We start from the raw sequence: 22,467 nt of genomic DNA, 5'->3' as shown, positions 1-22,467 counted from the left end.
GACCTGGAAGGCCAAAACGCTTCATGATAAGATACCGGCAGTACTTCTCTTAAAGGACGAATATTGCCATGAAGCCGTCTGGTCGTAGGCGAGGGTTTTCCTCGTGGTTTGTTGAGCCTCATCGTCAGGTGAAGCTGGGATTGATGTTTTTGCTTCTTAATCTCAGTTTCTCGATGGTCATATTGGGAGTCTTCGGATTTTACTTCTGGGACGTGTACTCTACAGTTGCCACCTACTTCAAGCTTACGACCGACCAAAGTTCCCAAGTCCTGGATAAGTTTCTACCGCCAATGTTTATCGCCTTGACCCTCACGGTTCTGTTTGTGGTCGTCTCGATCCTGCTTTCGGTTCGCTATACGCACCGGATATATGGGCCGTTGGTTTCCATTCACCGCTATCTTGACGATTTTCTCGAAGGGCGAAGTGTGACTCCTTTAAACTTAAGAGAGTCGGATCAGCTTAAAGAACTTGCAGAAAAGCTTAACGAGCTTGCCAAGCGCTTTCCCCTGGAGCGACGCGAGAACAACTTCGTGCCGATCTTTCAATTTATCGACCAGCTTAATGAGGGAGAACAGCCAGACAAGCTATCCTTGCGTGGTGGTGATCAATTGGATGCCCTAGCTGGTAAGCTGAACCAACTTGCAGAGAAGTATGCCAAAAAGTGAATTGAGAAAAAGTTTGTAAAGCGGGTTGACAAAAAAATCTGCTCCCCTTATAAACTAGCTCTCTCGCACAGAGAACTTCTTACCGCGGGGTGGAGAAGTCTGGTATCTCGTCGGGCTCATAACCCGAAGGCCGCAGGTTCAAATCCTGCCCCCGCTACCAAATCTATTTTATATCCCACATTAGAGCCCAATAAAGATCATTCACACTTCCAATGTGGCAGAAATATAAACTGCATCGTTGATCACAATTAGCCAATGCAAAAACGCGCCTCGAGATTAACCAAAAGCCATTGCTGCCCCATCTCAAGTCATGATAATCCTGAGACCGTAAGAGTAGGCCGTCTTGGTATATAAACAGTTTCCAAGAAGCAGCGAATCATAGCCTTAAGTTTTTAGGGGCGAGATTTAGAAGGTCACTCCTACGGAAAACGCCCCATCACACTCGAAGGATATATCGTTGGCTATTAGTATATTCGACCTATTTAAAATTGGAATTGGGCCGTCAAGTTCACATACAGTCGGACCCATGCGGGCTGGCAATCGCTTCTTGATGGGTCTTAAGGATCGGCAGGTTTTCAAGCAGGTGCAGGCGGTGAGCGTTGAACTTTACGGCTCATTGGCATTGACTGGAGTTGGTCATGGCACAGACAAGGCCGTGATGCTCGGGCTCTTGGGTGAAGCTCCCGATCAAGTTGATCCCGATACCATTGACCCGAAACTTAAGCAGATCACTAAGACAAAGACGATCCTTCTAGGTGGCGAGCATCAAATTCACTTCGATCCGCGTAAACACATTGTCTTCTTTAAACGTAAATCGTTGCCTCTCCATCCCAATGGAATGCGCTTCATTGCCTATGACAAGAACTTTGAAGTCTTGCACAACCGTGTGTACTACTCCATTGGTGGCGGCTTCGTGGTAAACGAAGAGACGGCAGAGAAAGATGCCCTTAAGAAAGATCAAAGCCCTCAGCCTCATCCTTTTAAGTCCGGGCGAGAACTTTTGGCCCTGTGTGAGGAAAAGGGTTTACCAATTTGGCAATTGATGCAGGAAAATGAATTGGTTTGGCGCTCTGAGGAGGAGATTCATCAGGGCTTGGATCACATTTGGTCTGTGATGAACGCTTGCATCGATCGAGGTTGCCGCACGGATGGCGTTCTACCTGGTGGCTTGAAGGTCGCAAGGCGGGCCCATCGGCTGTTTGGAGAGATGATGGCGAGGCCGCAATCATCTCTTCGAGACCCTCTGTCGGTACTCGATTGGGTCAATCTCTACGCCTTGGCTGTGAACGAAGAAAACGCCAGTGGTTCGCGAGTCGTTACAGCTCCAACCAATGGTGCAGCTGGCGTAATCCCCGCCGTGATACGTTACTATGAGGACTTTGTTCCCAACTCCAACAAAGAGGGCGTTCGAATATTTTTGCTTACAGCGGCAGCAATAGGGATTCTCTTTGCCGAAAATGCGTCAATTTCAGGTGCCGAAGTCGGCTGCCAAGGAGAAGTAGGGGTTGCTTGCTCTATGGCCGCTGCGGGACTAGCCGCCGTCATGGGGGGGACGCCTAAGCAGATTGAACAAGCTGCTGAAATTGGGATGGAGCATAATCTGGGCCTTACCTGTGATCCGATTGGTGGCCTCGTGCAGATTCCTTGTATCGAGCGTAATGCAATGGCAGCTATCAAAGCGATCAATGCTAGCCGTATGGCCTTGCGGGGTGATGGAACTCACTTTGTGTCTCTCGATTCTGTTATCGCGACTATGAAGGCGACTGGTGCTGATATGAAAACCAAGTACAAGGAAACCTCAAGAGGCGGTCTTGCGGTGAACGTGATCGAATGTTGATGGAGATTGCGACCCTTCTCAGTCTCATTGTGCTAGGGTGCTTCATCTGGCGATGGGCTTGCCATTGGTTTAATATTCCATGGCCCTCTTGGATGGCCTGGTGGCTTGAAAACCCGTACATGCTTATCTTTTGCCACCCGAAAGATTTGCTAGCTCGACTGAGGCTTGAACCGAACATGAAAGTCCTAGAAGTAGGGTGTGGTGCCGGGCGGGTAACAATACCTGTAGCGCAAGCGGTACCGCAAGGCTCGGTACTCGGCGTGGATCTTCAGGCCGGAATGATTCGACAGCTGGAACGTCGAACCAAACGAATGAGCCTGCCAAACCTTAGCTGGCACCAGCGCGATGTGATTAGAGATGGGCTCCCGTCGGGACCATTCGACCGGATTGTGGTCGTCACGGTGCTCGGTGAAATCCCAGCCTATACGAAGGTTTTGCAAGACGCTTTTGATCAGCTTAGGCCTGGGGGAATGGTATCGATCACAGAAGTGCTTCCTGACCCTTGCTATATTCCATCAAAGCGGCTTCGACATGAGTGTGAGTCGCTAGGTTTTCAGCATTTGGAGACCATCCATAACCTTGTGAGCTATACGCTCAATCTTGAAAAACCTCGTTCTTAAAGCCCTCTTGCTTCATCCAATACAAGATGTTGCGCCTAGCGGTTGTGATGGTCCTACCGATCTCGTTGAGTAGTTCGTGCCGAGCACCTGGAATATTGAAAAAGCTTATTGGTTCGTCGCTGGCTTTCGATGCCTCGTGGACCCAATGACTGAAACCCCGATGATCTACGACAGCCTCTGCGCTGCCTCCCAAGATCAACACAGGGCATAACAGGCCTTGTAAGTTTTTAGGGTCATGGACAAAGCGAATGGCTTCGTCTGTGGCATTCACCCAGCCGAACGTAGGGCTAGGTATCGGGTATGGAGATTCCTGCACTCTCTGGAATCCTGAAAAGGATCGGGTCAGAGAGTTGCCGGGATAAATGTCGTGTTGGCCTCCGACACCAGGAGATTTACGGGCCATTGTCAACCTACAGGCCACCTTAGAGGCCGGAATATAAATCGATCGTTTAATCGGTTGATCGGGTAGCATCAATAGGGGAGAGCTAAGAATCAACTGCTGGGGACGGAATACCTTTTTGAGGGTGCCATATAGAGCGATGAGGCCTCCCATTGAGTGAGCCATGATAGTATACGTCGTGTCCGATCCGAGTGCGTGCTCTAGCACCGTGCGTCCGTCGCTTAGGAACTCATCATAAGAATCCACATGAGACCTAAGTCCCCCAGAGCCTCCTTGGCCACGATGATCCCAGGAAAGAATATCGCAATCAGGTTTCACTTGAATAAGCTTGGCAATGTCCTCGTACTTTTCAAGCCACTCCGAGCGGCCGTTCAAGAACACCAGTGTGTGATTGCTTGAGGTTTTACCGCGCCAGTGGCCATATCTGATTGCAGTTCCATCCTTGCTTTTTACTTGAGAATACGTCCACTGTTTCTCCCTTCCCATTATGATCTCCCTTGCAACCATTGCGTCATCTCCCTTGGAAAGTTGGTACAGAGACCATCAACTCCTAAGTCTTCAAGTTGAGTCCAGATAGTCTCAGGGTCGGTTTCGTCTTTCATCGAAATATAAGGAAAAACAAGCCACTCATTGGCTTGGCAAATACTCATCAACTCCTGATTCACATACCGAACTTCGGGGTGAAAAATCCTACATTGGCTGCGTTTCATTTCCGCTTCCACAGAGGATAAGTCACTTTCATCCCAAAGTAGGGCAAGGGTTTCCTGGGGGTGCTGCTGACTGAGATAATAAATTAAGTCTCGGTCGAAACTTGAAATGATAATCTTACGGGGGCGTGCTTCAAGGGGTGGAAGGATGGTGACCACCGCATCAGCTAGCTCTTTGCCGCCGCTCTTGAGTTCGATGTTGAGCTCAATCTGAGGAAGAAGTTGATTCAAAACGTCTTCCAATAGAGGAAGTGCTTCCTGATTGCTGAGTTTAATTCTAGCGAGATCCTTCGGCGAAAGCACAGACACTTCAATATCGTGACCTGTCGTCCGCTTCAAGTTTTCATCGTGGATAATGGGCAAAAGCCCTTCTTTTCCCAAGTGAACATCGAGCTCTATTCGAGCTGCTCCACCGGCGATTGCTTTTCTAAAGCTGTCCCATGAATTCTCTAGGGCTTCATCGGGAGCGCCTCGATGGCCAATCACAATCATCCCGCATCCTCCCAAGGTCGTGTTGATCACGTCGTCCTTCATCATACGTTCCGATACCAGGGCTTCACCAGGAAAAACGACCCTAAATACGCTGCATATTATTCACAGTTCAGGGATTGGTGTCATGATGGCTAAGTTGTACAATGATCACTAATTGGACTTTTAGAAAAGGGGTCTGTCATGACAATGCGGTGGTTTATACTGGGTCTAGGTCTTTGGTCAAGTCTAGCTTTTGCTGAGTACAAAGACTTCGTCATTCACCTTCCGCTGGTTTCTGTTGCCAACGAAGCCGTTGCAAAAATTGAGTACAATCTGAGCGGTAGCGGAGCGCTAGGCTTAGAGCTGACAGTGATTCAAGAGGGAGATCTTTATACTACGGAAGAAGCAGCGAAGTATAATGGTGATAGCATTATGACAGAAGGTCAGGAACTGGCATTGACCTATGCATCCTACATGAATGCATCCAAAATGTCGGGTGGTTATTGGACTCTAGGCCTTGGCTACCGGCAAGTTCAAGCGGATTGGCTGCGCAGTCCGTCCGATGAGTACTCTCCTACTGGGGTGTCTCTTGACCGAAACGGCAAGTTTAAGCACTCCTTGCTAGCGGGTGGAGCTACCGCCCATACTCGGCTTGGCTACCGCTATGTTGCGAGTGCCTTTCCTTTTTCTATTGGGGCCTTCATCGGCGTTCGGCACTATGAAAATACCTTCACGGATCGTCCTGTGGATGACGCTGTAGAAACACCTGATGCTGATCGTGAGTCTTTAGAACGGCGATTGATGAGCAGCTTAGAACCCGGTATCGAGATCGGGATGGCTTTTTAACACTACTATCCTTACCCTTATGCTTCTCTACCCTATGGATATTATGTAGGGTTTCTCCAAAACCAAGTTGACAAAGATCGGGATTCGTCTAGCCTGTAAAAGCCTATCAATTTAAAACAGTAGGGAGCTCCGGATGAGAATCGCGATTGATGCGCGAATGATTCGCCCGGGTAGCATGCATGGGATTGCACGCTATGTTTATCAGCTACTCAAGGGGCTTGTCACTATCGGTCGCGACCATCGCTTCTTCGTTTTGGTCAACCGTGGTTCGCCTCTTGAGCAGGTGACTTGGCCGGAACATATCAGGCTGCTGACTCTAAAGTCTCAGTGGATAAGCCTTCGCGAGCAAAAAGAGATCCCTCTTGCTTTGAACCGCGTGCGGGCGGAGCTATTTCACGCACCTTCATTTGTTGCGCCTATGTTTGTGCCATGCAAGATGATCATGACCATACATGACCTAAATCATATGGTATTGCCGCAATTCTATACTTTGTTTCATCAGTTTTATTATCAGGTGATTGTTCGAAATAGTATCCAGAAGTCGGAATATATTCTGACCGTCAGTAATTTTAGCAAGAAAGAAATCGTCAGAACTTTGGGGCTATCGGCAGAGAAAATTTTTGTCACCTATAATGGTGTGTCACCACGCTATCACCCTATCAAGGATCATCAGTATATCCAATATGTGCGAGATATTTATGGCCTTCCTGAGCGATTCATCCTCTGTGTGTCCAACAATAAGCCCCATAAAAATGTTCATCAGCTTGTTAGGGCGTACTGTTACTCAGATGTCGATGTGCCTCTGGTTTTAGCGTGTCCTGTTGATCGCAGCCTTATCAGCATCGCTGAAAACTACGGTAAAAAGCATCTTATCTATTTTTCAAAGTTTATCGAAGAGCAACACCTTCCTGCCTTTTACTCCATGACGGAGCTATTTGTTTACCCATCCACCTACGAAGGATTCGGCTTGCCTCCCCTCGAAGCGCTATCTTGTGGAACGCCGGTTGTCGTCGCGCGGTCCTCCAGCCTTCCCGAAGTTGTCGGTCAGCACGCCATATTTGCAAACCCGTATGACTTTAAAGCTATTGCTGAAGCACTAGAGCTAGGTATAAAAGATCAGGACCTACGGTGTCGTCTGAGATCCGAAGGTTTGCTTCACGCAAGAAACTTTTCCTGGGAAAAAATGACTGAGCAAACGTTGAGTGTTTACGAGCAGTGCCAGGAACAGCGGCTTTGTAGTCGGTTAGGGGTAAGCACAGTATGAGAATCGGAATCAACGGGCGGTTTCTAGTGGCCAAACGAACGGGAGTTCAGCGAGCCGCTTATAACTTGGTGCGCACACTATTTGAAGTGGATCGCAGCAACGAGTACATCCTCTTCACCGGAAGAAGCCAATTGGAGAACCCTGAGTGGGACTATCCTAATGTGACAATTGTGCCGTCATTTATCAAAGAAGGTGAAAACTTTCGTAATCATCTTTGGGAGCAGTTCGAGCTGCCGCGTCTTGCCAAAAAGTATAAGGTGGACATTCTTCATTCTCCAGCCAATATGGCGCCTTTGATTTATAAGAGGGCATCGATTGTTCATATTCACGATCTTTGCTTCGTGGTCAATCCACAGTGGTATAGCTATCTATTTCATCGGGTCTATAACTTCATTATCCCTCGCTTGGCGCGGAAGTCGACAGTGGTGGTTACAAATAGCAATAACTCCCGCAATGACCTGCTCCAATTCTGCGATGTTGATTCCGAAAAGGTCAGGCTGATCTACTGGGCTGTAGATGACACCTTTCATATTGTGCCAAAAAGCTCTAGCTTGGATAAGATCAAGGAAGGGGATTATATTCTGTATGTAGGATCCTTGGAGCCGCGCAAGAATATCTCTAGTTTGATCAAAGCCTACGAAACGCTGCGCTTACGCAATCCCGATATAAAGACAAAATTGGTGCTGATTGGGGGAGAAAGTCCGTTATTTGCTGATGCCCAGCTTAAAATAAAGTCCTACAAAAACGACATTATATTTAAGGGCTTCGTTCCTGACGACATGCTACGAGCGTACTACCGCAAGGCCAAGGTTGTGGCGTATCCGAGCCTTTACGAGGGTTTTGGTTTACCCCCGTTGGAAGCCATGGCGAGCGGTTCGCCAGTGGTGACGTCGAACACCAGTTCTTTACCTGAAGTGGTGGGTGATGCAGCTTTATTGGTGAGTCCATATGACATTGATCAGATAGCAGCAACGTTGGCTCGTGTGATCCGTTCGCCGCAGCTCCAAGAGAACCTTAGGCAGCTGGGCCAAGAGCAAGTACGTAAGTTCAATTGGTATAGGGTTGCAAGAAATATCCTCGGGGTATATTACGAGGTTTACAGCGGGCTCACAGGGAAGGATAGTGAGTCACACCTTTCCTTGGATACATGGAAAGACTTGGTCATCAAAGAAAAGCAGTTCCTGGAGCAAAGTAGGCTGAATCGGCTTAGAGTTCAGCTCTAGTCTCCCCTTTATTAGTTGAGAGAGGTAGATTGTGACTAGAATTAGAATCAGTAGGGTGTTAGCCCAAGGAGAAGACGGGCAATCGGTCACTATTAGCGGGTGGGTACGATCCAAACGCGTTTCAAAGAATTTTGCTTTTCTTGTGATTAATGATGGCTCCAGTCAAACTGATATACAGTGCATTATCGATGCCGATAAACCCTTCTACGATGACTTAGGTCGTGCAAATACTGGCGCGTCAGTGCGGATTGATGGTGTGCTCAAAGAGTCGCCAGGCAAGGGACAGGCTTGGGAAGTCCAGGTCGATAAGCTTGAAGTGGTTGGTGAGTCTGGTGATGGCTACCCGCTTCAAAAGAAGGGTCATTCTATGGAATTCCTTCGTGAAATCGCTCATATTCGAGGCCGATCGAACACCTTTGGTGCGGTTTATCGGGTTCGTAACCAGTTAGCTATGATGGTTCATGAGTTTTTTCAATCCCGAGGCTTTCAATGGGCGCATACGCCTATCCTTACAGCTTCCGATTGCGAAGGTGCGGGAGAGATGTTTCAAGTCACAACTCTTGATTTGAAAAACCTCCCCAAAACAAAGTCTGGTGACATAGATTATACCCAGGACTTTTTTGGTAAGGCGACGAACCTTACTGTTTCAGGACAGCTAAACGGTGAAGCCTTGGCTTTATCGCTTGGAGATATTTATACATTCGGCCCAACCTTTCGTGCTGAGAACTCGAACACAACCAGGCATCTGGCGGAGTTCTGGATGGTTGAGCCTGAGATGGCGTTTGCTAATTTGCATGATAACTCCATTTTAGCGGAAGAGTTTCTCAGATTTATGTTTACTCAGATTGCGGAGCGCTGCGAAGAGGAGCTGAGTTTCCTTGGTAAGCACTTTAAAAACATGAGTTCTGAGCAAATTCGGGAGCTTGGCGCTCATTCATTTGGTCGGATATCGTACAGCGATGCGATCAAGGAACTGGAGTCGGCATCTACGAAATTTGAGTTTCCGGTAGAATGGGGTATTGACTTGCAAACAGAGCATGAAAAGTACCTATCGGAAGAGGTCTTTAAGAAGCCAGTTATAGTGACGGATTACCCTAAAGATATCAAAGCCTTCTATATGAAGCTCAACGGTGACGATAAAACGGTGGCAGCAATGGATGTCCTCGTACCTCGGATAGGTGAAATCATCGGTGGATCACAGAGGGAAGATCGATACGATGTTCTCAAGGCTCGTATGGAGGCACACGACATCCCAGTTGACGAGATGCGTTGGTATCTAGAGTTGCGTAAATATGGCGGGTGTCCTCACGCTGGATTCGGGCTAGGTTTTGAGAGACTGGTTCAGTATGTAACGGGCATGGGTAATATCCGTGATGTAATCCCATTTCCGCGAGTTCCTCAAAGCATTGATTTCTAACGATAAAATGAGTAAAAATGGCGCCGTGACTATAAATTACCAACAAGGTGTTGACGATAATCGAAAATATCATATATAGTCCGGCCCTCTATGTTGAATTTGTCATGTAGACAGAAGAATATTCTGGAGAGAATCGAAAAGATGAAAACGCAAAGTGTAACTCCTGCTGATATAAAAAAGCAGTGGGTCATCGTAGATGCCAAAGATCAGTCGCTTGGGCGAATTGCAGCAGAAGTTGCACGTCTTCTTCGCGGCAAGCATAAGCCTTCTTTCGTTCCACACTTAGACTGTGGCGACAATGTGATCGTTATCAACGCAGATAAGGTCAGCCTTACAGGTCGCAAGTGGGACACTAAATTTTACTATCGTCACTCAAACTATATCGGTGGTTTGAAGGCAACTTTGGCGAAAGATCTTCTGGCGACATACCCAGACAGATTGATTAACTTCGCTGTCAAAGGCATGCTACCTCGTAACAAGCTAGGCCGTAAAGTTCTTGGAAACCTTAAGGTTTACGCGGGACAAGAGCATCCTCACGAAGCTCAGAAGCCAGTAGCAGCTCCACTAAGACTTGCGAAGGAAGGGTAATAGACTATGTCAAATACTGTACATGCTGTAGGTAGAAGAAAAACATCTGTTGCTCGCGTTTACGTGAAGCCTGGTCAGGGCAAGATCGTTATCAACAAGCGAGAAATTGATCAGTACTATATTCGTGCTACATCTAAGATGATCATCAACCAGCCTCTTGAGCTTACAGGCAACGAAGGCAAGATGGACATCCTTGTTAATGTCACAGGTGGCGGCCTAACAGGTCAAGCCGGTGCCATTCGTCACGCCATCAGCCGTGCTCTTGCTGAGCTTGACCCTGAGAACCGCAAGGTCCTTAAGGCCAACGGTTTGATCACTCGTGATGCTCGTAAGAAAGAGCGTAAGCTATATGGCCAAAAAGGTGCTCGTGCTCGCTTCCAGTTTTCTAAGCGTTAATTTCACGTTACAATGGATTCGGGAAGTTATTTTGGCGCACAAAGTGCCTGATGGCACTTGCTTTTCAACATGAGGACCTCTTTCAATGGCTGAAACGATCGACGATATTGATATTGAGTACGTTGAGGATGACAAAGTCATCATCAAGCAGCTCGATAAGCACATTCTTACCCGTGGTAGCTGGACAACGATCATGTTCCTATTTCAGGAACTAGATAAGAAGACTGATGACTACGGACCACAGAAAGTGTCGATTCGGCGGTACCAGAAGCGGAACGGGGTTTATAGGCAGCAGAGTAAGTTTAATATCTCTAGTGCCAAGCAAGGTCGGGATATCATCAAAGCTCTCCAGAATTGGTTCCCGGCTGAAGAGCAACAAGCTTAGAAGATCGCATCATCTAATCTTGGATTAAACAATCGAGATAAAAGACCTCTTTTCTTTTGAGAAGAGGTTTTTTTTGTGCTGTCTAGCCTTTTGCGTCTTGCTTCTAGGCTGCGAATGCCGGGGCAAGAAAGAGCCAGATCACTCTCAAGCCAATTCGCTCGTCCAAACTCGATCGAGTCGACGAGCTCTATGTGACCATTTGTTACCATGGCAATCCTTAGCGCCGTTCCAAGGCCTTCAAAATCCCCTAATTCTTGCCTGCTAAGGTTCACCAACCTTAACGTATCAGCCTTGCTGATGGCAAACCCTGCTGTGATCAATACAGCCCACGAAGCCGTTTCTAGGGGCATTGTCGAGCCTCCAAAGATCAAGGCACGGTCGAATTTCCGAGAGAAGCTTTGTAGCTCGCACCAGCCTTGGGCCGGCTCACCATTCTTGCTCAATAGATAGCGACAGAGTCTAAGGCCGCCAAGATCTCCTGGCGAGTGCTTAAAAGGAGGGGCTTTAGCGATTGATTCTTGGTGCTTATGCCTAAAGTCGATATACTCCTGCAATCTCTCATGGCTCCAGCTCTGCTCCGGCGTCCAGTATAAATCAGGGGTGGGCAATGACAGAGATGGAAAAGATGTTATACTTTTGATAACAGTCATAAAAAGCTCGCAGACGTTGGCAATCACTTATTTCATTATAGAGTTGAAATCTCCTTCGGGTAAGGTGGTCGTGAGCAAAATGGTTGTGAACCTTGGTAAGGAGGTAACTTAACTTGTTTAATCAACAAAAGAAGGCGGCCGTGAAGCAAGTGAAGAAGGAACAAACAAAGGATTACGCGGTAACAATACTGACCAGTGGCTGTCACTTTGCTGGAAAAATGTTCTGCCGCGGCTCCACAAGAGTTGGTGGTAAGGTCGAGGGTGAGATCATCTCGGAAGGCTTATTGATTCTTGAAGAAGAAGCCGTGGTCAATGCCAATATCAACTGTGACGAGATTGTCCTTCAAGGCCGCATCACCGGGATCATTCGTGCTAAGACTAGAGTCGAGATGAGTCGCACCTGCACATTCTCAGGGGATGTGATTACACCTTGTCTTGTAATTGAAGAAGGGGCGCAATTCAGTGGACGATCGACGATGGACGGCGCGAATGCTGAAATTTCAGACAAGCAAGGCAAGCTGATCGATGAGGTGAAGGCTCCTAAGGTCGACGATCTCTCTTCGGACAGCGTGCCGGAAGTGTCAGTTAAGAGTCCTCAGGTTGCCGCAGAGGCTCAGTAACACGGTCTTACTTGCTAAAAAGGGGATTCTTTCCTACAAAAGATGTATTGCTGCGCGATCATCACGGAAGGAATGGCCCTATGAAGTATCTATTGTTCACCTCTCTTCTTTTTCTCGCGTCCTGTACCCAAGAGATGCAAAACAAGATTTCCCGAAGCGTTCAGAACTGGACTGGTACCAACGGCGTGCTGGATGTCTTGAGCGAGGGTAAGGTAATGTACCGTTTTATCCGCATTGACAAGCTCACCACTGCGACCTCTACTGGAGGGGCTGGTGTGCCGCGACCTTATCGGTTTGGCTATGGGGTTTTTGACAAGAATATGAACTACATCCCAGACGAGGGTGAAAAGAAGGTTTACTTTGAAATCAGCGACTATGGAACCAGCTACGTTTTCTACGAAAACCCCTTCTAAAACTGACCTTCGATACTTTGCCGAGGATTATCCTCGGGATCTCCCGATCGTTGACTTGCGAAGCCCCCGAGAGTTCGCCTTGGGGCACATACCCGGCGCAATTAACTTACCTCTTTTTGATGATGACGAGCGCCATCAGGTGGGGTGGACCTACAAGCAGGTAAGTAAGGTAGATGCGGTTCAGCTTGGCTTAGAACTACTAGCACAGAAAATGGATCACTTTCTGGATGAGCTGTTGGCCCATGAACGTGGCAGGGGGTTGGTGCTTCATTGCTGGCGAGGGGGGATGCGGTCCCAATCGGTTGCTAGTCTGATGAGAAGCTTAGGCTGTCAGGCCTCAGTGCTTGAAGGGGGCTACAAACAGTATCGACGTGATGTCTTAGCCCAGATTGAATGCCTAGCAGGCGTACCGTTTCTGGTACTTATGGGGCGAACAGGTGTTGGGAAGACTGAGCTTTTGCAGCGGAGTGGTGTGCCCTATATGGACTTTGAGGCCTACGCTCATCATCGGGGTTCAGCATTCGGAGACCTCAATCAAGCCGGCCCTGTGCCGACACAGCAAAACTTCGAAAATCAAATTGCAGAAGCAGCTCGAGACAAACATGATTGCGGATTCTGCTTGGTGGAAATCGAGAGCTACTTCGCCCATCTCAACGTTCCCAATGTACTACGTAAAAAGATGCTGACTTCTCCTGTGGTAATCCTGAGTCGCGATAGAGCCCAACGTATCGAGCATATTCTTGAAGACTATATCCCTCGGTTGACTGATGACATGGGGGAGCAGATCAAAGAACGCATTCAGGAAGGCTTAGCAAAGCATTTCAGGCCATCTCTCATCGCAGAGTTGATGCAAGAGGTTGACCAACAGAATTTAGCAAAAGTTGTGGGTACCTTGCTCGATATTCGCTACGATCCTCTCTATGATAAGAAGCTAGTCAAGCACCGGGAGCGAGTCATTGCTGAGTTTGACGTCAGTAATGGGTACCAGGATGCGATTCATTTTGTTCAGCAGTACAAAGGACGTTAACCATGACTTTTTCAGCGAGGCAGCAAGGTTTAAGAATTGGTAGGGTCGCGTTTGCGATCCTTTTTTTTGGAGCATGCAGCACGAACCAGGAGGAGTTTCGGCTGAATAATTTGGTGGAAACCGAAGGGCGTGAGATTCCGCAAACCAATGCGAAGTCTGAAGCAAAGCTGCTCAAGCTACAAGCTGGCAAGCAGGTTGAGTGGTTCGAGTGCCGTGCTGGAAAGTCTTCGAAAAAGGCAGCGTTTCTCATTAATGGTTCAAGTCCGTTCGTGTCTGAAGGTCATTGCAAGTCGCCTTTGGCGCAGTCGTTTCTGAGTCAGGGTTATCAGGTTGTGGCCATCAATCGTTCTGGGTTTGGGCAGTCGAACTGGGTTGATGATTGGGGTGGCGATGAGTCGCTGCAAGTGATGGAAACCTTGTGGGGAAAGCTACCCTACAAAATAGACGGTATCTGGAGTGAGGCAGAAGGTACGATTCTAGCCTCTCGATTGGCTAAAAAACACGATCTCACTTGGGTTGTTCTAGGTAATGGGATCTATGATCTTGAGATCTTTTCGGAGCTGTCGAAAAATTCTAGTCATCAAGAAAGTATTGAAATCATAAAGAAAAAAGAAGGTGATCAGGCTTTTGAAAAGCGCTCAATTTCATGGGATTTTGAGGGTTTTCCTAAGTTTGTGTATCTCTATCAAGGCGAGGGCTTAGATGGTTTTCGCAAAGAGCAGGGCCAGGAGTTCATGAATGGCTTAGCAGCAGCAGGGCATCGTACTGCATTAAAAACAGTCAAGACAAAGACAGGGGATCTCACCGAGAATGACCATGGACTGATTGTAATCTCGGCCATGAAGCATTTTTCAATTGGCGAAACATCAGCCAAATAGGCTTAAAATAGGGAGCTTTGAAAAAATCAGCTAAATTGTATCTAAACTTTGTTTAAGAGTTGCAACATTTATTCAATAGTTCCATATAACCATTAGAAGAGTGTAGGCCTGGGGTATTATCCCTAGGGACCTTGGGCAATATGTTCCCGGCTTAACTAAGTCAGCATGTCTTATGATTATGATTGGTGATTTTCTTACTCAAATCGACAAGTAGCAGGCAAAAAAAGAGTAAGTTTTAGCCCCCCACTGGCCGAAGATCAAAGTCAAAAGGACGACTGAACCTCAGGAAAAATTTTAGGAGATAGTATGGCCTTTGAAGTCCGTGTTCCAGCAGTAGGTGAATCTGTACAGGAAGGCGAAATATACAAATGGCACAAGAGCGAAGGCGACTACGTAGAACTTGACGATGTTTTGGTAGAGCTTGAAACGGACAAGGCAACCGTTGAGATCGTAGCTGAAGCTTCGGGTGTGATCTCACTGAAGAAGGCAGAAGGCGATACCGTTACCGTTGGTGACTTATTAGCGTCAATTGATACTTCTGCCTCTAAGCCAGCTGGTGGCGCTAGCGAAGCTAAAAAAGAAGAGAAGAAAGATGATGTCCCCGAACCATCGTCATCAAGCAGTTCAGCGCCTCCTCCCCCTCCACCACCGCCTGCACAGAAGTCGCAGTCATCTCAGGATGACCGACCTCAAAGCCCAGCAGTATCGCGGATGGTCAAAGAGAATAATATCGATAGTTCGCAAATCAGTGGCTCCGGCCGGGGTGGTCGTATTACCAAAGACGATGTGGTGAATCACTTGCAAAATCCGCCACAGCCGCAGCAGACTAGCTCAGGTAGTAGCGCAAGCTCTGCTTCATCTGACTCTGGAGAGCGTGGTGTTCGCCGCGAGAAGATGTCTCGTTTACGCCAGAGGATTGCAGAGCGTTTGGTAGAAGCCCAGCACAATGCTGCCATGCTGACTACGTTTAATGAAGTTGATATGTCGGCAGTGATGAACCTGCGTAAGCAGTATAAAGAAGACTTCAAAGAAACTCATGGTGTCGGTCTTGGCTTCATGAGCTTCTTTGTGAAGGCTGCTGTAGAGGCCTTGAAGGCCTACCCCGCCATCAATGGCTATGTCGATGGTACTGATGTTGTCTACCATGACTACTATGACATAGGAATCGCGGTATCTACCAACCGTGGCTTGATGGTTCCTGTAGTCCGCAACTGTGACAAGCTTGATTTCCCTGGAGTCGAGTCAGAGATTCTATCCTACGCTAAAAAAGGTCGAGACGGAAAAATCTCTCTCGATGACTTGTCTGGGGGTACTTTCACCATTTCTAACGGTGGTGTTTTTGGGTCTCTCTTGTCTACGCCGATTCTAAACCCGCCACAGAGTGCTATTTTGGGAATGCACAAGATCCAAGAACGGCCTATGGTGGTGAACGGTGAGATCGTCGTAAGGCCTATGATGTACTTAGCCTTGTCGTATGACCACCGGATTGTTGACGGCAAAGAGGCGGTAAGCTTTTTGGTCAAGATCAAAGAAAACATAGAAGACCCAGCACGATTGTTACTAGGAGTGTGATATGGCGGAAGATCAATTTGATGTGCTAGTGATTGGCGGCGGACCTGGTGGCTATGTGGCAGCGATTCGCGCTGCCCAGCTAGGGCTAAAAACTGCTTGTATCGAATCCCGGGGCAAGCTTGGGGGAACGTGTCTCAACGTAGGTTGTATCCCCAGTAAAGCTCTCTTGCAATCATCAGAGAGCTATCATCATGCTCTGCATAAGGCAGAGGCTCTAGGCTTGACCTATGAAAAGGTAGGTTTTGACCTCAAAAAAATCCACGAGCATAAAACTAAAGTCGTGGGTCAGCTCACTGATGGTGTTGAATACCTTTTTAAGAAAAATAAGGTTACCTACCTAAAAGGCTTTGGCAGTTTTGTGGAGCCCGGCAAGGTGAAAGTGAAGAGCGATTCGGATGAGAAAGTCTACTCGGCAAAGAATGTCATTATTGCCACTGGTAGTGCGCCGGTAGAGCTTCCATCTGCACCTTTCGATGGCAAGACTGTTGTGGACTCAACGGGCGCCTTAGATTTCGATAAGGTTCCAAAACACCTTGTTGTGATTGGTGGAGGCGTCATTGGGCTTGAGCTTGGCAGCGTGTGGGCTCGCCTTGGGGCTAAGGTCTCTGTTGTTGAGGCTGCTGACACAATCTTGCCAATGATGGACAAGGATGTGATCCGCGCTATGAAAAAGTCGCTCGGTAAAGAGGGGCTTGAGTTCTATGAAAAAACTAAGTTCGTTGAGCTGAAGAAAAAAGGTCGATCAACGGTTGTTGTTTGCGATAAGGCCGGTGAGGCTGTGGAGCTATCCTGCGATAAGGTGCTTGTTGCGGTTGGTCGACGAGCTTACTCCGAGGGCTTGGGGCTTGATGCGGTTGGGATCGAAACCGAACGCGGCAAGATTCCAGTCAACGACCGTTTTCAAACTAAGGTAGACGGTGTTTGGGCCATTGGCGATGTGATCGATGGTCCGATGTTAGCTCACAAGGCGGAAGAGGAAGGGGTGGCCTGCGCTGAGTTCATCGCGAACAAGCATGGTCATGTCAACTATTTCGCAATTCCTAATGTGGTCTACACCTGGCCTGAGGTGGCTAGTGTTGGGATGACAGAGCAGGAATGCAAGGAAAAAGGCCTAGAAGTGAAAATTGGCAAAGTGCCATTTTCTGCCAATGGCCGCGCCAAGTGTCTTGGTGAAACAGACGGCTTTGTAAAAATTATTGCAGATAAGCGAACAGATCGGATGGTGGGGGCTCACATTGTGGGGCCAAATGCATCCGAACTCATTGGTGAGCTGGCAATCGGCGCAGAGTACTCAGCAAGTGCGGAAGACATCGGTCGTTCGGTACATGCTCACCCGACGCTATCAGAAACCATCAAAGAAGCAGCCCTAGCGGTCGATAAGATGTCTTTGAATGCTTAGATGGTGCGAAACACTTTAGGGCGATGATCCCAGAATAAGGAAAGGTCTTCTCAATGAAGGGTGTAATTGACGAGGGAAAGTTTACGTTTGCCAATGGCACGAACGCTGCGTTCGTGGATGGTCTTTACAAGGACTATCGCAACGATCCAAACAGCGTAGATGAAACGTGGCGTAAATTCTTTGAAGGGTATGAGTTTGCACTTTCCGGCAAACCGCAGGATGGTGGTGGCAATGGCGACGATGCCGAAGCCAATGTGGAATCATACATCAACCTTTACAGGCGCCTTGGCCATCTCAACGCTCACTTGAATCCTCTCGATGACAGCCCCACGGTGCGAGAGTCCTTTGCTCCTGAGGATCACGGTCTGGGTGATGTGGACATGAAGAGACTCTTCCATCCATCGAACCTACCTGTGAAGGCAGTGACCTTTGGCGAAGTACAGAGCCTGCTGCAAGAAACATACTGCGGCAATATTGGAGCTGATTTTCGTGATATAAACGAGATCGAGTCTGTGCGCTGGTTTCAAGATAAGATGGAGCGTTGCCGGAATAAGCCCGAAGTCGATACCTCAACGAAAAAGCGTGTATTTGAGAAGTTAATCCATGCGGAAGGCTTCGAAAAGTTTCTCCAGGATCGATACCTGGGTCAGAAGCGCTTCTCGGTGGAAGGGCTGGAGGCCTTGATCCCACTTCTTGACATGATTGCGACTGAGGCAAAGGCTGCCAATGTTGATGAAGTATGTATGGGTATGGCTCATCGAGGCCGACTCAACGTGCTGGCTAACTTCATGGGCAAGCCTTATGAGCTGATGCTCAAGGAGTTCGAAGGCAGCGAAATTGATTCTTATGGCATCGACGGTGATGTGAAGTATCACATGGGCTTTGCTAATAATATCAAAACTATGACAGGTGCTAGCCTAAGAGTTTACCTCTCTCCCAACCCAAGTCACTTGGAAGCGGTAAACCCTGTGGTGGAAGGTTTTGCTAAGGCACGGCAAGTTATGCTTGGCGACGAGCAGCAGAAGGGTGTGATGCCAATTCTTATTCATGGGGATGCTTCATTTATCGGCCAAGGCTTGGTCGCTGAAACTCTTAACCTTTCCGAACTTGAGTCCTACAAGACCGGTGGCACGATCCACGTCATCACCAACAACCAGGTTGGCTTTACCACCAATCCAGACGAGGGACGATCATGTCACTACAGCTCTGATATCGCAAAAATCGTGAGAGCACCTGTGCTTCATGTGAATGCAGACGATCCTGAAGCTGTGATATGGACTGCTCAAATGGCAGTTGCTTACCGGCAGAAGTTCCAACGAGATGTGGTGATCGACCTTATAGGCTATCGTCGACACGGACATAACGAAACAGATGAGCCAGGCTTCACACAGCCTCAGATGTATAAGAAAATCAAAAAGCATCCTACCGTACTTAAGATTTACGGGGATAAGCTTGTTAAGGAAGGGGTTCTTACTGAAGATCAAGTTAGCTCATCCATGAAGGAATTCCGAGCTAAGCTTCAGGATTGCCTGAATCGCGTCCGCGGTGAAAAGGTCGAAGTTCTCACCACCACTCCAAAAGAGCTAGAAAGTAGCACCAAGTTGGTGAAAGCGGAGCTAAGCGAGACTTTCAATCAGATCGACACTGCTATCAAACCCGATGTCATCAAGACTATCGTTGAGAAAGTGACCAGCTTTCCAGACAGTTTCAAGCCGCACCCGAAAGTGGCTAAGTTATTCAAGAACCGCAAGGCTATGATCGATGGCGACGGCAAGATCGATTGGGGGCTCGCAGAAGTTCTTGCCTTTGGCTCTCTAGCCCTTGAAGGTAAACATGTTCGCCTCTCGGGGCAGGACTGTCGGAGAGGAACGTTCTCCCATCGTCACGCGGTGATCCGCGACTATGAAACTGGTGCTGAGTTACACACTTTGAACCAACTTTCAGACAAGCAAGAATTCGTCGAGGTGATTAACAGCCCGCTTTCTGAGCAAGGAGTACTTGGTTTTGAGTTTGGTTACTCAGTTGCGAACCGAGAAGCTTTGGTCATGTGGGAAGCCCAGTTTGGTGACTTCAGCAATGGTGGGCAAATCATAATCGATCAGTTTTTAGCTGCTTCAGAAGCTAAGTGGAAGCAAGCGTCAGGCTTGGTCTTGCTCTTACCTCATGGCTACGAAGGGATGGGGCCGGAGCACTCTAGCGCGCGCCCAGAACGATTCTTGCAGCTATGTGGTGACAACAATATGCAGGTGGCGAATCTAACAACGCCAGCGCAGCTATTCCATATCTTGCGCCGACAATTGCATCGGCCTTATCGCAAGCCTCTTGTGATCATGACTCCTAAAAGCCTTCTGAGACATCCAGAGTGTGTTTCTGCGGTAAAAGACTTCACAGAGGGCTACTTTACAGAAGTTATCGACGACCAGTTTATCCAAGATAAAGGCTCTGTCGAGCGGGTGGTTTTCTGTACTGGAAAGATCTTCTATGAATTGGACAAGGCCCGTCGCGATGATGACAATCAGAAAGTTGCGATTGTTCGTGTTGAGCAGCTCTATCCATTCCCAGAGGAGCAAGTGGATAAGATCCTTAAAGAGTACAGTAAGGCAAAAGAAGTGCTATGGACGCAGGAAGAACCCTCCAATATGGGTGCATGGACTGCTATTCGCCACAAGATCAAGCAGCTCTCAACGAGAGAGCGGTCATTCCGCTACAGCGGTCGTACGAGCGCTGGTACCACAGCAGAGGGTAGTAGTAAATCTCACAACATTGAGCAGCAGCGTATCATCGAAGACGCTTTAACAGTTGGCTCTAAGCCGGGTAAGAAGCGAGCTAGTAGCAAGTAGTCATTCAAAAGCTATCACAAACCAAGCACCATGGATTTAAATCCATGGTGCTTTTGTTTTATCAGTAGCCCATAGGCTGGCCATCACCACGAGTATCACTCACCCCAATCCACTCGTCCCCGTCTCGAAAGACGGCTTGAATATCGCCAATAGGATAAGGGGTTGATTTGATATCATAGCCTAGCTCCTCCAAGCTTTTGGAGGTCTGCAGAGGCAAGAAAGAGTTCTCTACAAATACCATATCTGGCAACCACTGATGGTGGATGCGGTAGCCATGAACAGCATCTTCGGGGCTCATCCCGTAGACATAGCGATGAAGAATGGTCTGGAACGTTGCATTGATAATGCGTGAGCCTCCTGGCGACCCGACAATGCCAACCAACCTGGAGCCTTGAAAGATAAATGATGGCGACATGGAGGACAGCATTCTTTTGTTCGGTTGAACCTCGTTTGCCTTGCTACCCACGAGCCCAAAGGCATTGGGAACGCCAGGCTTTTTGGAGAAGTCGTCCATCTCGTCGTTTAGTAGAATGCCAGTGCCTGCTGCAACGACCCCAGATCCGAAGGTATAGTTGATCGTTTGTGTGGATGAAACGCCGTTGCCCCATTGATCAACGATGCTGAAGTGGGTTGTTGATGGAGACTCATAGGGAACCGGGTTTCCTGCGCCAATGACTTTCGAGTCGCCGGCTTTGTCAAGTGGTAGCTCCTTCCGTAGGGCGGCCGCATATTCCTTGCTGATGAGGCCTTTCACCGGAATTGAAACAAAGTCGGGGTCACCCAGGTACTTCGCGCGATCTGCATAAGCGCGGCGCATGCTTTCCACGAGTAGCTGTATGTAACGAGGGGAATCCAGAGGGATTTTTCCCATCTCGGTGCCCTCTAAAATATTCAACATCTGAGCGATATGAACGCCGCCAGAAGATGGAGGTGGCATGGAAGCTAGTTCAAAGTTGCGAAAGCTTGATTGAATGGCCTGCCGGACCACCATCTTATAGCTGTCCAGGTCTTTTTGTGTGATCAAGCCGCCGCCGTCTTTCATTTCAGCAATAATCTTCTCTGCAACCCAGCCGCTGTAGAAGCCTTTGTCGCCGTTATCTCTGATGGCCTTGAGGGTTTTGGCGAGGTCGGCTTGGATCAGGACTTCTCCCGCTTTCAAAGGCTTGCCATCAGGAAAAAAGATCTTAGCTGTGGCAGGGAACGCCTGAAGAACCTGGGCTCTCCTCTCGATGGCTTTAGCAAGGTTAGGGTAGACTTTGAAGCCGTCTTCAGCCAAGCGGATCGCTGGCTCTACGAGCCTATTCCATGGTAGGGAGCCGTGGATTCGATGAATGTCCCAGAGGCCGCGAATAAGCCCAGGAACCCCTACTGAAAGATGGCCATTGACAGAAGCGTTCGGAACCGTCTTTTTCTTGTAGACGAAATCTTTTGGGTTCTTATCCTTATCGAGAAACATGTCCCGACTAGCTTTAAGCGGAGCGACCTCCCGAAAGTCATAGGCAACAACATCGGTGGTATTGCTGTCATAGTGAAGGAGAAAGCCCCCTCCCCCAATTCCAGTAGACTGAGGTCTTACCACAGAGATTGCCATGGATACGGCAACGGCAGCATCTACGGCATTGCCACCTAGCTTTAGTATCTCCACCCCGGCCTGGGTTGCGAGGGGGTGTGCAGTAGCTACCATGCCTTTTTTACCATCAGCTATGTAGGCGTCCCTTTCGGGGTTGATTCCTCGTGGCGGATGGGTGCCAAGGGGCTCTCCTTGGATAATATTATGAGCGCAGGATGTGATTCCTAGGAGGAGGAGTGTGCAGGTAAAAATTTTCATAAGTAAGCAACCTCGCTATTACATTTTTCCCAATATAGCAACTTGGTGAAGAAATAAAATCGTGCTCTTTGGCATATGCTGAGAGAAAGGCCTTGACTTTCAATCACAAAAAAATTAGCGTCATGTCCGCTTTCATGTATGAAAGTACGATCATCTCAGGAGAGGTGGCCGAGTGGTTGAAGGCGCACGCCTGGAACGCGTGTAAGTGGGAAACTGCTTCGAGGGTTCGAATCCCTCTCTCTCCGCCAGTGAGGTTAGAATCGACACTTTGCTTTAAAAAGCGCAAAGTGATAGCTAGATCCTAGATGATGCTTCTCCATGAACCCCGCCAGGACCGGAAGGTAGCAACGGTAGTGGATGTGAGTAGGTGTCTGGGTCATCTAGCTATCACTTTGCGCTTTTATCGTTTTCGGGAGAGTTC

The 22,467-nt window shown here is 48.3% G+C and carries 21 protein-coding genes, 2 tRNA genes and 1 other RNA gene; 20 read left to right on the top strand and 4 right to left on the bottom strand.

Features of this window, described 5'->3' with window-relative positions:
• The first annotated feature begins 68 nt into the window (after window positions 1-68).
• The 4 genes from B9N89_RS00660 to B9N89_RS00645 all read left to right on the top strand — a co-directional run bounded on the left by B9N89_RS00660 (window position 69) and on the right by B9N89_RS00645 (window position 3,122).
• Window positions 69-665, top strand: coding sequence for a hypothetical protein (locus B9N89_RS00660; protein ID WP_132314734.1), 597 nt, complete (start codon window positions 69-71; stop codon window positions 663-665).
• An 83-nt stretch (window positions 666-748) separates the two neighbouring features.
• Window positions 749-825: transfer RNA gene (locus B9N89_RS00655), tRNA-Met, on the top strand.
• A gap of 297 nt (window positions 826-1,122) precedes the next feature.
• Window positions 1,123-2,502, top strand: a complete 1,380-nt coding sequence (locus tag B9N89_RS00650) for an L-serine ammonia-lyase (RefSeq protein WP_132314735.1) — start codon at window positions 1,123-1,125, stop codon at window positions 2,500-2,502.
• On the top strand, window positions 2,502-3,122 hold the full coding sequence (locus B9N89_RS00645; RefSeq protein WP_159455050.1) for a class I SAM-dependent methyltransferase: 621 nt from the start codon (window positions 2,502-2,504) through the stop codon (window positions 3,120-3,122). The genes B9N89_RS00650 and B9N89_RS00645 overlap by 1 nt, the downstream gene beginning before the upstream one ends.
• Here B9N89_RS00645 and B9N89_RS00640 read toward each other — a convergent pair.
• Window positions 3,097-4,008 (bottom strand): alpha/beta fold hydrolase, encoded by a 912-nt coding sequence (locus B9N89_RS00640; RefSeq protein WP_159455049.1) that lies wholly within the window; start codon window positions 4,006-4,008, stop codon window positions 3,097-3,099. The two genes, B9N89_RS00645 and B9N89_RS00640, sit on opposite strands and share 26 nt — an antisense overlap.
• Window positions 4,008-4,766: a glycerophosphodiester phosphodiesterase gene (locus B9N89_RS00635; protein WP_132314738.1), complete on the bottom strand. Its 759-nt coding sequence runs from the start codon at window positions 4,764-4,766 to the stop codon at window positions 4,008-4,010. Before B9N89_RS00635 ends, B9N89_RS00640 begins: the two co-directional genes overlap by 1 nt.
• A gap of 135 nt (window positions 4,767-4,901) precedes the next feature.
• Here B9N89_RS00635 and B9N89_RS00630 point away from each other — a divergent pair, with 135 nt between their 5' ends.
• The 7 genes from B9N89_RS00630 to B9N89_RS00600 all read left to right on the top strand — a co-directional run bounded on the left by B9N89_RS00630 (window position 4,902) and on the right by B9N89_RS00600 (window position 10,819).
• The gene (locus B9N89_RS00630) at window positions 4,902-5,546 is read left to right on the top strand and encodes a hypothetical protein (protein ID WP_132314739.1); all 645 of its coding nucleotides are present in this window, start codon (window positions 4,902-4,904) and stop codon (window positions 5,544-5,546) included.
• Between the two features lie 133 nt (window positions 5,547-5,679).
• On the top strand, window positions 5,680-6,810 hold the full coding sequence (locus B9N89_RS00625) for a glycosyltransferase family 4 protein (RefSeq protein ID WP_132314740.1): 1,131 nt from the start codon (window positions 5,680-5,682) through the stop codon (window positions 6,808-6,810).
• Window positions 6,807-8,033: a glycosyltransferase family 4 protein gene (locus B9N89_RS00620; protein WP_132314741.1), complete on the top strand. Its 1,227-nt coding sequence runs from the start codon at window positions 6,807-6,809 to the stop codon at window positions 8,031-8,033. The genes B9N89_RS00625 and B9N89_RS00620 overlap by 4 nt, the downstream gene beginning before the upstream one ends.
• A gap of 31 nt (window positions 8,034-8,064) precedes the next feature.
• Window positions 8,065-9,450 (top strand): asparagine--tRNA ligase, encoded by a 1,386-nt coding sequence (gene asnS / locus B9N89_RS00615; protein ID WP_234996049.1) that lies wholly within the window; start codon window positions 8,065-8,067, stop codon window positions 9,448-9,450.
• 141 nt (window positions 9,451-9,591) lie between these two features.
• Window positions 9,592-10,038, top strand: a complete 447-nt coding sequence (rplM, locus tag B9N89_RS00610; protein ID WP_132314743.1) for a 50S ribosomal protein L13 — start codon at window positions 9,592-9,594, stop codon at window positions 10,036-10,038.
• Window positions 10,039-10,044: 6 nt separating this feature from the next.
• Window positions 10,045-10,434 carry a 30S ribosomal protein S9 gene (gene rpsI, locus B9N89_RS00605; RefSeq protein ID WP_132314744.1) on the top strand — a complete coding sequence of 130 codons (390 nt, stop codon included), beginning with the start codon at window positions 10,045-10,047 and terminating at the stop codon, window positions 10,432-10,434.
• A gap of 85 nt (window positions 10,435-10,519) precedes the next feature.
• Window positions 10,520-10,819, top strand: coding sequence for a hypothetical protein (locus B9N89_RS00600; RefSeq protein ID WP_132314745.1), 300 nt, complete (start codon window positions 10,520-10,522; stop codon window positions 10,817-10,819).
• On the opposite strand, the gene B9N89_RS00595 is transcribed toward B9N89_RS00600, so the two are convergent.
• Entirely contained in the window at window positions 10,816-11,469 is a 654-nt protein-coding gene (locus B9N89_RS00595) for a hypothetical protein (protein ID WP_132314746.1), read from the bottom strand. The two genes, B9N89_RS00600 and B9N89_RS00595, sit on opposite strands and share 4 nt — an antisense overlap.
• Before the next feature lie 113 nt (window positions 11,470-11,582).
• On the opposite strand from B9N89_RS00595, the gene B9N89_RS00590 reads away from it, so the two are divergent.
• From B9N89_RS00590 to B9N89_RS00560, 7 genes are all read left to right on the top strand, one after another.
• Window positions 11,583-12,089, top strand: coding sequence for a bactofilin family protein (locus B9N89_RS00590; RefSeq protein ID WP_132314747.1), 507 nt, complete (start codon window positions 11,583-11,585; stop codon window positions 12,087-12,089).
• An 80-nt stretch (window positions 12,090-12,169) separates the two neighbouring features.
• Window positions 12,170-12,502 (top strand): hypothetical protein, encoded by a 333-nt coding sequence (locus B9N89_RS00585; RefSeq protein ID WP_132314748.1) that lies wholly within the window; start codon window positions 12,170-12,172, stop codon window positions 12,500-12,502.
• Window positions 12,465-13,529, top strand: coding sequence for a tRNA 2-selenouridine(34) synthase MnmH (gene mnmH, locus B9N89_RS00580; protein WP_234996048.1), 1,065 nt, complete (start codon window positions 12,465-12,467; stop codon window positions 13,527-13,529). The genes B9N89_RS00585 and mnmH overlap by 38 nt, the downstream gene beginning before the upstream one ends.
• 2 nt (window positions 13,530-13,531) lie before the next feature.
• Entirely contained in the window at window positions 13,532-14,407 is an 876-nt protein-coding gene (locus tag B9N89_RS00575; protein ID WP_132314750.1) for an alpha/beta hydrolase family protein, read from the top strand.
• 306 nt (window positions 14,408-14,713) lie between these two features.
• Complete coding sequence (gene odhB / locus B9N89_RS00570) at window positions 14,714-15,979, top strand: 2-oxoglutarate dehydrogenase complex dihydrolipoyllysine-residue succinyltransferase (RefSeq protein ID WP_132314751.1); 1,266 nt, start codon at window positions 14,714-14,716, stop codon at window positions 15,977-15,979.
• 1 nt (window position 15,980) lies between these two features.
• Window positions 15,981-17,378 carry a dihydrolipoyl dehydrogenase gene (lpdA, locus tag B9N89_RS00565; RefSeq protein WP_132314752.1) on the top strand — a complete coding sequence of 466 codons (1,398 nt, stop codon included), beginning with the start codon at window positions 15,981-15,983 and terminating at the stop codon, window positions 17,376-17,378.
• Window positions 17,379-17,431: 53 nt separating this feature from the next.
• Window positions 17,432-20,218 (top strand): 2-oxoglutarate dehydrogenase E1 component, encoded by a 2,787-nt coding sequence (locus B9N89_RS00560; RefSeq protein WP_132314753.1) that lies wholly within the window; start codon window positions 17,432-17,434, stop codon window positions 20,216-20,218.
• A 61-nt stretch (window positions 20,219-20,279) separates the two neighbouring features.
• Here the strand turns inward: B9N89_RS00560 and ggt are convergent, their stop codons facing one another.
• Window positions 20,280-22,046: a gamma-glutamyltransferase gene (ggt, locus tag B9N89_RS00555; protein ID WP_132314754.1), complete on the bottom strand. Its 1,767-nt coding sequence runs from the start codon at window positions 22,044-22,046 to the stop codon at window positions 20,280-20,282.
• 158 nt (window positions 22,047-22,204) lie between these two features.
• On the opposite strand from ggt, the gene B9N89_RS00550 reads away from it, so the two are divergent.
• Both B9N89_RS00550 and ffs read left to right on the top strand, forming a co-directional pair.
• Window positions 22,205-22,294: transfer RNA gene (locus B9N89_RS00550), tRNA-Ser, on the top strand.
• A 44-nt stretch (window positions 22,295-22,338) separates the two neighbouring features.
• Window positions 22,339-22,435: signal recognition particle sRNA small type (ffs, locus tag B9N89_RS00545), an RNA gene on the top strand.
• The last annotated feature ends 32 nt before the right edge of the window (window positions 22,436-22,467 follow it).

The organism is Pseudobacteriovorax antillogorgiicola (genome assembly GCF_900177345.1).
In the GTDB taxonomy this organism is placed as follows: Bacteria; Bdellovibrionota_B; Oligoflexia; order Oligoflexales; family Oligoflexaceae; genus Pseudobacteriovorax; species Pseudobacteriovorax antillogorgiicola.
Note: the sequence above shows the minus strand (reverse complement) of the source record. Positions and strands in the feature narration are given on the sequence as shown.

Bases quoted from the DNA above. Each gene is read 5' to 3' on its own strand.
- B9N89_RS00640 (WP_159455049.1), bottom strand. From the start codon at position 4,008: ATGGGAAGGGAGAAACAGTGGACGTATTCTCAAGTAAAAAGCAAGGAT.
- B9N89_RS00660 (WP_132314734.1), top strand. From the start codon at position 69: ATGAAGCCGTCTGGTCGTAGGCGAGGGTTTTCCTCGTGGTTTGTTGAG.
- lpdA (WP_132314752.1), top strand. From the start codon at position 15,981: ATGGCGGAAGATCAATTTGATGTGCTAGTGATTGGCGGCGGACCTGGT.
- B9N89_RS00630 (WP_132314739.1), top strand. From the start codon at position 4,902: ATGACAATGCGGTGGTTTATACTGGGTCTAGGTCTTTGGTCAAGTCTA.
- B9N89_RS00600 (WP_132314745.1), top strand. From the start codon at position 10,520: ATGGCTGAAACGATCGACGATATTGATATTGAGTACGTTGAGGATGAC.
- B9N89_RS00560 (WP_132314753.1), top strand. From the start codon at position 17,432: ATGAAGGGTGTAATTGACGAGGGAAAGTTTACGTTTGCCAATGGCACG.
- B9N89_RS00625 (WP_132314740.1), top strand. From the start codon at position 5,680: ATGAGAATCGCGATTGATGCGCGAATGATTCGCCCGGGTAGCATGCAT.
- B9N89_RS00575 (WP_132314750.1), top strand. From the start codon at position 13,532: ATGACTTTTTCAGCGAGGCAGCAAGGTTTAAGAATTGGTAGGGTCGCG.
- ggt (WP_132314754.1), bottom strand. From the start codon at position 22,046: ATGAAAATTTTTACCTGCACACTCCTCCTCCTAGGAATCACATCCTGC.
- B9N89_RS00620 (WP_132314741.1), top strand. From the start codon at position 6,807: ATGAGAATCGGAATCAACGGGCGGTTTCTAGTGGCCAAACGAACGGGA.
- odhB (WP_132314751.1), top strand. From the start codon at position 14,714: ATGGCCTTTGAAGTCCGTGTTCCAGCAGTAGGTGAATCTGTACAGGAA.
- B9N89_RS00635 (WP_132314738.1), bottom strand. From the start codon at position 4,766: ATGATGAAGGACGACGTGATCAACACGACCTTGGGAGGATGCGGGATG.
- rplM (WP_132314743.1), top strand. From the start codon at position 9,592: ATGAAAACGCAAAGTGTAACTCCTGCTGATATAAAAAAGCAGTGGGTC.
- B9N89_RS00595 (WP_132314746.1), bottom strand. From the start codon at position 11,469: ATGACTGTTATCAAAAGTATAACATCTTTTCCATCTCTGTCATTGCCC.
- B9N89_RS00645 (WP_159455050.1), top strand. From the start codon at position 2,502: ATGGAGATTGCGACCCTTCTCAGTCTCATTGTGCTAGGGTGCTTCATC.
- B9N89_RS00585 (WP_132314748.1), top strand. From the start codon at position 12,170: ATGAAGTATCTATTGTTCACCTCTCTTCTTTTTCTCGCGTCCTGTACC.
- mnmH (WP_234996048.1), top strand. From the start codon at position 12,465: ATGGAACCAGCTACGTTTTCTACGAAAACCCCTTCTAAAACTGACCTT.
- rpsI (WP_132314744.1), top strand. From the start codon at position 10,045: ATGTCAAATACTGTACATGCTGTAGGTAGAAGAAAAACATCTGTTGCT.